Genomic DNA, 12,379 nt, shown 5'->3' with positions numbered 1-12,379 from the left:
GAAAAGAAAACACTCTTTGTTTGAGGGATTTATAAGTATAGGTGTAAAAAAGAGCTTGGATTAGCTCTTTTAGATAAAAAACTACTTATTATTTTTAGAAAAATAATATAAAAACCACACGGCATGGTTCTGTTCATCAGCTGCTGCCCGAAGAAATACCTCTTTGATGTGTTGGTTTGTTGAATCGTCGGCTATTTCCAAGTAAAAATCAACGGTTTTTTGCTCATCTTGTAAAGCAAATTCTAAACCATCTAAATAAACATTAGGACATTCTTCAACGATCTTTGGTTGCGGTTGTTTTCCCGTAAGGCTCACAAAAATCTGTTCAAATTGTTGAAAGTGTTTTATTTCATCCTTACGTATCTCGAGAATCCGTTTTCGTTCCTCCCCGCTTAAGGTCAAATTTGCCAGCTTGCCATAACAATGTATGGCACTATACTCTCCATTAATGGCCTTTTCAACATCACTAACCAATTTATTCGATGGTCTATTTAAAGCATCGTGATAATTTGTATAAGGATACATACCTAGACCTCCCCATTTATTTTGATACTATCTTACGTTTTAATGAGGCACTAGGTGCATAGTGAATAGATGGATCATCTCTTTTACCTTTTACTTAAAGGATTGTTGAACAATGAAATGGAATATAACAATAGATATTGTGTAGATTATAAAGATGTTTAGGAGGTCCACAAAGATAAATAATGAAATTGAAAAAGAAGAGAAATAGACACGAAAATGATAAATGGGAACTTGTTGAGTTAGTTCTTGAATGCTTAGAACCGTTGTTTTTACTGGATAGGTTTATTGTTAGAGTAATAATAAAAATAGTTCATTGAATTGAATCGAATCTTTGGTGTCATTATTAGTAGAGAACCCATACTATTTTTTAATGGGCTCACTTATTAGGCGCTTTTTCACAACTCAATTCACGTGACATTTCACATTAAATCTGAAGGACATTTTTTCAGTTCTCTTAAGTGTTTTTGTCCTTCACCCCCCTCTTGAAGGACAGTTTGACCCTTCTCTGAGACGATTTTGTCCTTCGAATCCTTCTTCAAGGACAGTTTGACCGTTCCCTTAGCGGTTTTGTCTTTCAAATCCTTCTTGAAGAACAGATTTCCTGTTCACATAAACTTTTTCTATGTGTTTTCTACTTACTATGAAGCTTATTTGATCGGAACCCAAATTTCATTATAAGAATTCTCACTGGAGAGATCAGAATCTATGTATGCTTCAAAAGGAGGTAATGCTGCAGGTTCATATTGGTTAGCCGGGAACCATTCTGTATAAATTTGATGCCATGCATTTATAATTGCTCCCGGAACGGGGCCTCGAACTTCAAAAACCACCCATTTCGAAGCGGGTATTTCAAAACTCGCTAATCCATCAGGTACCTGCCCGCTATATTCAGTAGCAATTGAATAATCAACTACGTTTTTCGCTGCGTTATAATTGGAAGTAATCCCTAACAATCCTTTTATTTCACCATTGTTTAATTCAACTAATTGATTTGTGATTCCGCTTCCTTGGACTTCACCCCAGAATTCCGGAACGCCCGGAATTCCCGCTTCCCCGGAACCACATGAAAATTCCCGCTTAATACCTGTAACCCGGAAGGCATCTCTTTCGACAATTTTATATTTCATTGGTTTTACTCCTTTTATTATTTTCCTTTGCGATTAATCGCTGTAGTAATCCACACCGGTGCACAAGAGACGGTTAGCAGCCCCTTATTTTCTGATTGCAACAATATCCTTATTCTTAAAGGTTTGAATGTCTTTCATCCGCTATCCTCAGTTTATACAGTCATGAGCATTTATGGGGGAATTTAATCATTAGGGTTAACAATTGCCAACACCTGATGGTCCTCCCATTTCCCATTAATCTTAACATTTTTCTTCGCAAGTCCTTCTTTATGAAAACTTGACTTCTCTAACACCCGAATCGATCCAATGTTATGTGGCATGACGCCTGCTTCGATTCTGTGTAGCTTTAATTGGCTGAAGGCATATTCCACAATCAGCTTTACCGCTTCGGTTGTATAGCCTTTTCCATTGTATTTTTTATCTAAAAAATAGCCGATAAACGCACTTTGAAGAGATCCTCTTAGTACTTGAAAAAGATTAATTGTACCAATTAAGGTACCGTTATCTTGAAAAATGCCAAAGTTATAGGATTGGTCGTTTTTCCAGTCTTCTTCAAAACGCTTAATCCTTTCAAGCTGTGATTCAAGGGTATAAAAATTTTTATCCCGATCTACAGCAAATTTTTCAAAGAAACCACGATTTTTAGTTTGCAAATCAAGCAGTGCTGCAGCATCCTCAATTTCAACCGGTCTTATATAAATCGCTTCACCCTTAATCATTTAACAATCCTTTCCTACCTATCTTGAAAAGATAACCGATATGCTTTCACGATAATGCCATCATCTGCGGGCTCAAAGTCGAATTGCGGTAATCGCTCAAAACCAAGGCGTTCATACAATTTCATTGCGCTATCCATGAAATCTCCTGTGTGCAGTCCAATGGCTTGGAAGCCTTTTGCTTTCGTTCTCAATATACATTCAGAAATTAAGGCCGTTGCCACTCCTTTTCCTCGAGCTTGCGGTGCAACTGCGAGCATGCGGATTTCCGGATAATCCAGTTCAACGACAAAACCCTTGTAGGCATCCGTTTTGGCAGGAAACAATACCACACTGCCTACTATTTTCCCATCCATTTCCACGACTATTCGTTCTACACCTTGCTGTAAATCCGCATCCGATGAGATTGCCTGTTTCAGTGCCTGCCAATGTCCTTCAGGAATTCGATGAGCATGCTCTTGATAGGACTCCACCCTTTGTTCTCGAATAAATGGTAATTCATACTCTACAGCATCACGGATAATCATAATTTCACCTGCCGGATTAAAAATTTTTCCTCTTTATTACTTAATACCTTGCGATTATGCTCTGATTCAAGACCAGATAAATCCGGACCCTTTGGTAAAATGAGTTGTCCCTTTTGATCATCACTTGCGATATGGGTAGATAAATGATAATGCCGTTTGATTGCATCAAAATCAGTCGTATCACCAAATCCAGGCGTTTGATATAAGTCACGCAAGTAGCCCCATAAATTAGGGAAATCGACAATTCGATTTCGATTTGCCTTAAAGGCTGAGTAATATGCAACATCGAAGCGGACTAATGTGGCATATAAGCGTACATCAGAATCTGTTATATAATCGCCAAATAAGAATCGTTGGCCCAAGAGTCGCTGCTCTAATTCATCTAATCTTGCAAACAAGGTGTCATACGCTAGCGGTATCTCCCGGCATCCACTGGCAGCTCTCCCTCATGATTCCCAAAAGGGGTCGTAAATCTATTTTTTTGGCGATTATACGATCCATCTACATTAATTTCCTTCATGGAGTTTGAAATTTCGATTTTCCCTTCATTATTTTGAAAGTCTAGTTGGCTGCTTGATAGTTGCTTATTTTGTGACATAGAGTACACCCTTCCATTTTATATAGTTAGATATTCGAATTGTTATTCAAATATCCTTCCCATTGAAAAATATATCTTTACTAGCTCCCATATAAAATCATTCTAAAATATTGATATTGTACTCGTCCTATGCCATTTTTTCTTTTACTTTGATGCATTCCTCGTGAAATTTCATTGGTTCCTCATAGTTCAATAAATGAGCAGAGTTTTCAAACCAAATAAGCTCTTTATACGGACATTCCAACATATCAAAGTATTGTTCTACTAATAGGAAAGGTGTTTGATAATCATGTCTGCCCGCGAAGAAATAAACAGGAACTTCCAATCTTGGTGCAGTTTTTAAAAAATCAATATCTAGTAATTGTGACCACAGTGTTTCTAAAGAAAGCTTCCCAGCCTTCAAATAGCGAAACTAGTCCTTGATGGTATACTCATTAGCAAAGAACATATTCGAATAGATCAGATTATACATACTGACTCCAATAAAGGAACCACCTAATTTCATCAACCATTTTCTTTGTACCCCTAAATACTTCATATCGGAAGGATTAAGCTCAACCTTCTTTAACTCCTTAATGGCCTTGTCTTTCTTTAGTTCATTCGCCTTTTTAATCGTATAGTCATACGAAATTTTTTCCCCTTCCCGCATATTAACCACTTGGCCGATTCCTATGTAACTATAAATATATTGAGGGCATTTTTTTGTCACTAAAGTACCAAGTACGGTTCCCCAAGAATGACCAACTAGGAATAGTTTTTGTTGATTGAAGCGTTTTAAAAGATACTCAACTAACTGAACTGTGTCATTGACCATATTTTCAATCGTCAATTCTTCTTTCTTGATAGCAGGAGAATAAGATAACCCCGAGCCTCTTTGGTCCCAATTCACGACGACAAAATCCTTTTCTAAGTCCCGCTGGAATTTAGGGGCAAATCCTATTTGGGCTGTTCCAGGTCCACCATGCAAAAAGAGCATAATGGGATTCTCAACATTTTCCCCTCTTACCAAAATCATTTGTTTGATCCCGCCAATCACTACCTCTTCCAACGATGCAATTGATTCAAATTCACTGCGGATCATTTTTGTTTTTCGTGAAAACATTTTACGACCTCCCAGTTGAATAATCTAATGAACTCTTTTCTATATTTTACCACATTATCCCAATTGTTTTATATTACTTCATTGATTTTATAGCACAAAAAACAAATACCCATTTACTTGTTTCAGAGTCTAGGAGATCCATTTTTTAAAAGAACTATGGTTAAAATCAAAAAAACTGGTATCCTTGGAAAAAGAAGGCCGTTTCTACAGTACAAACCAATTCATAATTTTATAAAATTAAAGCCATCACACATTAAGTTGTTTTGTGATGGCTTTTTTGCCTCAAAAATACGAACAGGTTAGAGTACCGTTTCCATCCACTGGAATTATGTAAGAGTCCATTCATTCCATATGTCTGAAATAGATAAATTCATTCTTTCATTGTTTCATCAGATATATTGTATTGACGGCAGAAGTCTTGAACCGAAATTTGTCTGTAACTATACGCGACAATTAAATCATACTTTTCTTGTACAGAATAAGCACTTTTTTCCATAGAAAAAGCCCCCAATAAGGTAAACAGATTTTTATTATTTTATCTGTCCACATTATTGGGAGCATATCAGGCTTTCAAGCTATTTTAAATTTCTTCTTTTTATATCATTTTAAAATTAATTAGAAATGCGGCAGTAGATTTAATAAGAGCGCTATGGCCAATCCTACTAATCCAATGATCGATTGGATTAGTAGGATTGTTTTAAAGGTTTCTCCCATCGACATACTAAATGATTCCTTTACCAACCAGAATCCAGCATGATTGGCGTAGTTAAAGAATTACGAACCCGAACCAATCGCTACTACCAGCAGCTCCTTATTAATGCTCGGGTCGGATCCTACAAGTGGTGCCAACAAGCCTGTAGCCCCCACAATGGAACAAAAAATACCCGTTTGGAAAAGTGTACTTTTTCGAACGGTGTTATTGAGACAAATGAAAATATTAACTTTCCTGAGTGATGAACACGTTTAATATAAATGTACCTTATTGAGAAAAGAATAGACTGAACGGTAAAAACCGATCAGTCTATAAATAATTATCTTACTCCACTAAAGCGCCTGATTGCGGAAGAGCATCTTTTTATATCAACTTTAATTTTTGACCTTTTTCCGCCATAGAAAAATCCCCTCCTGCTTCTTTCCGGTAGGATTACTTTGAATGGTAGCTTTCTTGAACTAGCGACAAAAGCCAATCCTTAAAATCTATAATCCGTAAGTGCTTTGGGGTTGAAGAAGTGCCACAAACAATCATGGACACAAAGGAATCTTCCTTGTGTAACCCCCCATGGCTTGCACCACCTATATGTGTAGGAGAACCTTCACCTATAAATTCGTGCCCGGGTTTTGCACTTACAATGAGGTACTCCCCTTCATGTGAGAAAAAGGAAGAATATAACCTTGCTAGGGCATCAGGATAATCTCCATATTTCACTGTTTTATTCGTGAGGGAAAGATCTAATATTTCTGTATTCCCTTCTAGGAACCAAGATTGCTCATACTCATCAGCATATTCTCCTTCAGGATGAAAATGAAGATGTCCTTCATGTATTCCGGATGTAACGGTTACTGATTTTTCATTTTTAATGGCAATGACATCAATTCGATGATCATTTTGCAGGACTTTCGCGATTTCCTGTAAAGGCGCTTTTTGATCGTCCAGCGTATAAATAAAAGACATTCTTTCGTTCACACACAGAATGATTTCGTCTTGAGATGTAACCCCCTTTTTTAATACGCCGATTCGATAGGAATTCAAAAGATCTCTTAGGTCAATTAATGCATCTTTCTTATTGCTACTAATCCATGCTTGACCATTGTCTCCTGAAATAATCCATATGTTGTTTGACAAAGCCTCATCCCATGACGGGTACTGATTGAGGATTTTTTGTAATTGTTTATCTACTTTTTGTATTCCTTTTATATCCGTCCTCCCATTTTTATGTACGCTTTGATCTAAATCAGGAAAATAAGTTATGGTTAATGGTGGTAGTTTATTTTGATTGATAAGATACCCCACTTCGTTCGCTGAAAATTTATCGTTAAAACCATATTTTTGCCAAGAAAAGGAATACTTTTTGACAGGATTTAGACATCGAAAAGCTCCATATGAGTGTAAGTCTGGTGATTGAACCTCTATCTTCTTATTCATTCCTGTCACCATGGATAAGAGAAAGGGTGTTTTTAATACATTGGGATTACTTCCTTTATATAAAAGTGCATTGATGGATGACGTTTGTATTCCCTCATCATGTAGGATTTCGTGAATCGTTTTATGTTGCTTATTTAAATGGATATGATTTAAATTGAAAAATACGTCTCCCATAGATTGCTTTAGTCCTAGTTTAATTAGTTCTCTTACATGACTGCCATAGTTAACAATTCTTTTTTCTTTTTGGTTATACCAAACGAGTCCTGGAACTTTATGTTTATCACTGTAAACACCAGTTAATAATGTACTGTCAACGGTAACAGACATAGTTGGAAATGGACTAACAACATCAGGGAAATAACAACCCTTTTCAATAAAAAATTGAAAGGCAGGAACATTCCCGGTATTTAATGCCGCTTGTAAAGAAGAATCCATTAATGTGTCAACCATGAGTAAAATCACTCTTTTTTTCTGAGAATGCACTAATGTCATCAATCTTTCTCCCTTTGTAGAATGATTCTTGCTTGTATAGTTATTATTATGAACAAATATCAAATTCATATGAATAATAGGATACATGATTTGTTCACAGGAGAAATGAATCTTTTTTAAAAGTCAAACCTATTGACTAATAAAGAGAAAGTGTCGCTTTTAACGGCAAATGGTCGGAGGCTTTTGATAAAATTTTTACAAGTTCTACGTCAACAACTCGAACCTCTTGGCTCACAAAAAGATAGTCCAATCTTATTCTTGGCTTCTTTGATGGATAAGTAAATCCTGTCCCGTTGCCTGCAAGATTCCAAACGTCTTGAAACTTTTTCGTTATATTGCACCATTTATTTGATCCCGGTCTCATATTCCAATCACCCATAATAATCATCGGATGTGAACACTTGTCAAGCTGATGGATGATAAAGTTCGCTTGCTTTCGATGAAGAAATGAATTTAAACTTAAATGAGTAACATAAAATCGAACTAACTTTCCATTTATTTGAATGGACGCTTCTAGTAGGGACCTTGGTTCGGCTAGGCCTGCTTTTAAATGAAATGAATGACTCTTTTTAGTAATAATCGGATATCGAGACAGAAGAGCATTTCCATATTCCCGAACGTTCGCCTGGTTCTTGAACGGTAAAGAGATGGACGGACTAAAACCTTGATACATGTTTAATTGCTTTGCAAGCAAACTAATCTGATCTTCATAGTCACTTCGCCTAGAAAAATTCCTATCCACTTCGTTTAGACCAATGATATCTGCCTTACTTTTTTCAATTATATCCGCAATTCGATGAAGATCCGTTTGCTTATCGAGCCCTTTACCATGGTGAATGTTATAGGTCATAACCTTAATATCCAAAATCTCCTCACCTCAAAATCGAAAATCATTTACTCGCAATTAAGTGAAACTAAATCAGTGGGGGCGATGCATCCCCCTCTTGCTCCAGGCTTATGAGGGATAAACAATCTAAAGATTTTCAATGGGATATCTTCGCATAAGTTCCTTTGTCGACATGACCATCATCTTTGGCACAAGATGTTCAACTTTGTTTTGTAATCTATCTTTTCCTTGAGGATGAACGACAGACATTAATAAGCGCAAATATATTTTGGTAAAGAAGGAGAATGGTCCTCTTGGTAAGTCATTAACGATAAACCCGAATTGTTTTGTTCCACGATAGATCATAGAAACCCCGTATAGTGCCTTAATCTTTTCATAATTTGGATGGTTTAAAATGATAGGCAGAGTCTTCGGTAATAATTGTTCCGTTGTTCGAATCATTTGAATGGCTAATTGAATAGAAGAACGTGAATGGATTCCCATGTTATAAAGCACTTCATTATTAAAATGTAGTTCCAGTACACGGTCTCCTCTTTGAATTTTCTCTCCGTCTGACAATTGAACTGTTTTACCCCAATAAGTACGTATTCTTACGTTTAAGAATGGATGATTTTTATCAATGGGATGGATATGAAATAACCAATTAAACACTCTTTCCCATTTGAGCCATATAGAAACCATTACTTTCTTTTTCCAGCTTACTTCTGATGCTAATTTTTGTTTTCCTAATGGAGGAATCTGGTCTATACGTACACATGTATAGCCTCGATGCGATAGATCTAAGAATACATCTTCTAGAGCTTTGATAGTGTGTAATGGTGCGTCCGGGTTGGCTCCCCACGTTTCTCCGCTATCATGTAAAAGAATGATAGACCCTCCTTTGATCTTGTGCATTAATCTACGCTTAATTTTGTCACTTCCACCTTTACTCCGCCAATCACCTACCATCAAAGACCACAACACGATTCGAAATTCCTTTCGCAATAAAAAATCAAAAAGGTTAAGCAGCCCCCACGGAGGACGATAATAGATAGATCGCACACCTGTAATTTGTTCGATGATGGAAGCTGAACGGTCTAGTTCTCGGCGAATGGTCCAAGGAGTCATTAACCAGTTTGTTCGATGCACATAATTATGGAGCCCAATTAAATGTCCTTCTTGATTCATACGTCGTATAAGTTCAGGATTTTTTTCTGCTTTCGAACCAAGGACAAAAAATGTCGCTCTAACATTATACTTTTTCAAGAGATCCAGTAATTTCGGTGTAAATCTTGGATCAGGTCCATCATCAAATGTAAAGGCTACCTCATGACATGATGGGCTCTTGCGGAATACACCAAAGCCCAAGACAGCTGTACATATCCATGGAATCATTCCATACACAAAGAACAGAATGATCAAAGTCCAAAATATGGCTTCCTCCATGTTACATTCTCCTTCTCCGTTTCACTTTATCGCCTTGTAGGAGCAAAAAAATCTAGAATTATGTCAACAAATAACGAAGACTAACTCAAACGATCATGGGATAATTGAACCAATCTATCGATCTCTTCTTCATTAAAACATTTTGTAACACGTAATACTTAGTGATTTCCTACCATATCTAGCCAAAAGAATTTGTACTTTTAAGTCTTGGCTCACCTTTTTCAACTTCCATATCTGGTGTTAAAATCAAGGTTAGGCTTTGTTGTTTCGTTCGAATAATCACATCAAGAGCACCAAAATTCGTTCCTTTCAAATGAAATCGTTTAACGTTCTCTTTCATACCTATTAGGAACTTTTAATTCGTCTTTTAACTGATGTCGTAATTTATCATTGTGACCACATACAATGATAAGTTGTTTGGGTTGAGGTAATGCATCCAGCTCGCGAAAGGTCGATAAACCATCGCGAATCATGCCGTGTCCCCCACCCATCACCATGATCGTAGGTAAGTCAAAATCCAGTCCATATTTTACAGATAGATCTTTACGAGAATGATGCTCGTAAAATTTTGATTTGATTGGGGTTCCTGTATCAGCAATTTTAGAATCTGCAATTCCTGCCATTAAAGTCCACAACAACTGGTTCTGCATCTGACAGGCGCGACTGCACCGCCTCGCGGACCGCGTAGGCAACTTGTTGATGTCTCTCTCCAAAAGTACTGGATAGAATAAGAATTTTATCTTTTTTTTCGGATTTATTTTTTTCACCTCTCCGCCTCACCTATTCAACCCCTTTAAAAGAAAGATTCCGAGTTCATTTGATTCTCCACTTGAGCTACTACTCTTTACTATTTAATTCAACATACAATAGTATCAACAAAATACAAGAAATTATGAGGATACAACAACTGAAAATCTGACTGACCAAGGGACCATGTGCAAGCGCCTTGATTAGCCTCAAACAAAAATGTCTCCAACCTATGAAGTCCGTTATTTGAATTCTTAGGTTGCTCAATTTTGACCTCCAGGGGCTAGCTGCTCGCTCTAGTTGGGGTAGCGTCAGGAAAATGCAAATTTACACCAGGAAATTCTAATATTAAAAAGCCCAATTTCTCTATTTTAATACTGAGGAATTGGGCTTTTTTCGTTCCTCCATTAAAGCGCCCGATTTTTAAGGATTAATAATATTATGGAGAACTTCTGAATCCGGTTCGCGCTTATTAAACTATAGCTACCCGTTAGCCATCCATGAATCAGGGCTTCACCACAGAAAATGTAAGAAAATTACGTTCTTACATGGTAGTAATAAATTATGATTCATCGCAGTCATTACGAAACAGCTCATCTAGATTACTTTTCTCTTCTGTTTATAAAACCCTTGGTTATTTGATAATTTTCTGTATCTTCATATTCGATCTCTTGAATAGGTGAAGAATCGAAATTATAAATTTGTGCATTCGAATAACCTAGAAGAATGGTGGAATGAGTAGCGATTATAAATTGTGCATCACCTTGACTCTTGACTAGCAAGATTATAAATAATCAGTAAGAAAGCTAATTGACGAGCAGGAGATAACGCTGCTTCAGGTTCATCCAAAAGATAGATACTCCTATTACCAAAACGGTTAATGAATAAAGACAAAAAGCCTCACCATGCGACTGATGATGTAGTGATTTCCCACCATATCCCTGATACCTAAACGTTGGATCTTCATTAGCCAACTCATCCAAATAAGAGGCAAAATGAAAATAAAACATCTCGAAATTTCCAAAAGAAATCATATTCAGAATCAATGACAGTTAATTGCACTCCTAATGGTGGAACGGTTGAATCATCTTTAAATGCCCTGAACTTGTCAGTTTTTACACTACCTTCATTAAAGCAATCTGTTATCTAAGAAATTAACTTGTTCCATATAACTCTCCCTATAATAGATTCTATATAGTTAATTCCACCATCTTATTAAACTAACCATTTGCTTAATTACAATTATTTCAAAACTTGTTATTTAACTTAATCCTTTATTCCGTTAAAAAAAGACGCTTTCCGTGTTCCGGAAAAGCGCCCGATTGCGGAAGATCGTTCTCAGTTTGTTATAGAAACTGACCATCCGGAAAATCAAGATTAATAGTAGTATGACGCAAGATCGATTCATAAGCCTTGGCCTTTTCTGAAAACAGACGCATCAGAACAACAACGTCTAAGGATTCGCTAGATAAAGCACCCTCATCTCGACTGCCAATGAGCACCACATCTGGTACAACAGGCCAAGCACCGGCACGATTATAGAAAGAAGCTAAAGATGGTTTACACGTGAATATGCCAAAATCTATGTCTCTTTGTTTTTCAATCCATTGAGTAGCGGCAGCGACTGTACGTAAACCTAACCCTTGACCTTGATACTCGGGATCAGTAGCCACACAGCTAAGTCCAGCAATATTTAATGTTTGTCCATCGTGCTTGATAGTCTTATGCACCACACCTGCATAGCTGACCAACTTTCCATCTATGTAGGAATAAAATGAGCGTGCATTAAGTTCTTTATCGTGAGCTTCCGGAATCGTTGCCCCTGGCATCGGACAAGCATCTGGCCAGACCTGATGTAGCATTACGGCAATCTCACGTTGTAATGTATCAGGTGCTTGATTATAATAGAATGATTGCACGATAGTTGTCATAAGTTTATTCCCTCACCTTCTACTATGTAAAGTTCCGCAGTGTGTTTATTTACCTTCAATACAATTATAGTTCCTTTAATATAATAAAAAAACTTTTCTAGTAAGAAAAGTCGTCCGAAAGGTTTCTTAAATGAATCATCATTGAGTAAATACATTTGCGTTTCCAGGCTGACACCCGGCTTATAATTAAACATTAGAT

The 12,379-nt window shown here is 36.8% G+C and carries 13 protein-coding genes and 2 pseudogenes; all 15 read right to left on the bottom strand.

The features are described from left to right. Positions 1-81: 81 nt before the first annotated feature. Positions 82-525, bottom strand: a complete 444-nt coding sequence (locus J2S10_RS17970; protein WP_307410290.1) for a ferritin-like domain-containing protein — start codon at positions 523-525, stop codon at positions 82-84. A gap of 647 nt (positions 526-1,172) precedes the next feature. After that, on the bottom strand, positions 1,173-1,652 hold the full coding sequence (locus tag J2S10_RS17965; protein ID WP_307410287.1) for a GyrI-like domain-containing protein: 480 nt from the start codon (positions 1,650-1,652) through the stop codon (positions 1,173-1,175). A gap of 182 nt (positions 1,653-1,834) precedes the next feature. After that, on the bottom strand, positions 1,835-2,371 hold the full coding sequence (locus J2S10_RS17960) for a GNAT family N-acetyltransferase (protein WP_307410284.1): 537 nt from the start codon (positions 2,369-2,371) through the stop codon (positions 1,835-1,837). A gap of 14 nt (positions 2,372-2,385) precedes the next feature. Next, positions 2,386-2,895: a GNAT family N-acetyltransferase gene (locus J2S10_RS17955; RefSeq protein WP_307410279.1), complete on the bottom strand. Its 510-nt coding sequence runs from the start codon at positions 2,893-2,895 to the stop codon at positions 2,386-2,388. Beyond that, positions 2,892-3,293, bottom strand: coding sequence for a glutathione S-transferase C-terminal domain-containing protein (locus J2S10_RS17950; RefSeq protein ID WP_307410278.1), 402 nt, complete (start codon positions 3,291-3,293; stop codon positions 2,892-2,894). The genes J2S10_RS17955 and J2S10_RS17950 overlap by 4 nt, the downstream gene beginning before the upstream one ends. 11 nt (positions 3,294-3,304) lie before the next feature. Further along, the gene (locus J2S10_RS17945; protein WP_307410276.1) at positions 3,305-3,493 is read right to left on the bottom strand and encodes a hypothetical protein; all 189 of its coding nucleotides are present in this window, start codon (positions 3,491-3,493) and stop codon (positions 3,305-3,307) included. A 127-nt stretch (positions 3,494-3,620) separates the two neighbouring features. Then, positions 3,621-3,896, bottom strand: coding sequence for an alpha/beta fold hydrolase (locus tag J2S10_RS17940; RefSeq protein WP_307410274.1), 276 nt, complete (start codon positions 3,894-3,896; stop codon positions 3,621-3,623). Positions 3,897-3,905: 9 nt separating this feature from the next. Further along, positions 3,906-4,595: an alpha/beta fold hydrolase gene (locus J2S10_RS17935; protein WP_307410272.1), complete on the bottom strand. Its 690-nt coding sequence runs from the start codon at positions 4,593-4,595 to the stop codon at positions 3,906-3,908. Between the two features lie 615 nt (positions 4,596-5,210). Continuing rightward, positions 5,211-5,354, bottom strand: a pseudogene (locus tag J2S10_RS17930) (GntT/GntP/DsdX family permease); the annotation flags it as partial. 385 nt (positions 5,355-5,739) lie between these two features. Beyond that, positions 5,740-7,230 (bottom strand): alkaline phosphatase family protein, encoded by a 1,491-nt coding sequence (locus J2S10_RS17925; protein ID WP_307410269.1) that lies wholly within the window; start codon positions 7,228-7,230, stop codon positions 5,740-5,742. A 136-nt stretch (positions 7,231-7,366) separates the two neighbouring features. After that, on the bottom strand, positions 7,367-8,095 hold the full coding sequence (locus J2S10_RS17920) for an endonuclease/exonuclease/phosphatase family protein (protein ID WP_307410267.1): 729 nt from the start codon (positions 8,093-8,095) through the stop codon (positions 7,367-7,369). 108 nt (positions 8,096-8,203) lie between these two features. Next, on the bottom strand, positions 8,204-9,502 hold the full coding sequence (locus J2S10_RS17915) for a polysaccharide deacetylase family protein (protein ID WP_307410265.1): 1,299 nt from the start codon (positions 9,500-9,502) through the stop codon (positions 8,204-8,206). 323 nt (positions 9,503-9,825) lie between these two features. Beyond that, on the bottom strand, positions 9,826-10,125 hold the full coding sequence (locus J2S10_RS17910) for a hypothetical protein (protein WP_307410263.1): 300 nt from the start codon (positions 10,123-10,125) through the stop codon (positions 9,826-9,828). A 686-nt stretch (positions 10,126-10,811) separates the two neighbouring features. Further along, positions 10,812-11,253: pseudogene (locus tag J2S10_RS17905) on the bottom strand (AAA family ATPase); the annotation flags it as partial. 342 nt (positions 11,254-11,595) lie between these two features. Continuing rightward, on the bottom strand, positions 11,596-12,180 hold the full coding sequence (locus J2S10_RS17900; protein ID WP_307410261.1) for a GNAT family N-acetyltransferase: 585 nt from the start codon (positions 12,178-12,180) through the stop codon (positions 11,596-11,598). Positions 12,181-12,379 lie beyond the last annotated feature (199 nt).

It is taken from the genome of Neobacillus ginsengisoli, from assembly GCF_030813055.1.
The sequence above is the reverse complement of the archived record's forward strand: the minus strand, read 5'-3'. Positions and strand labels throughout refer to the sequence as shown.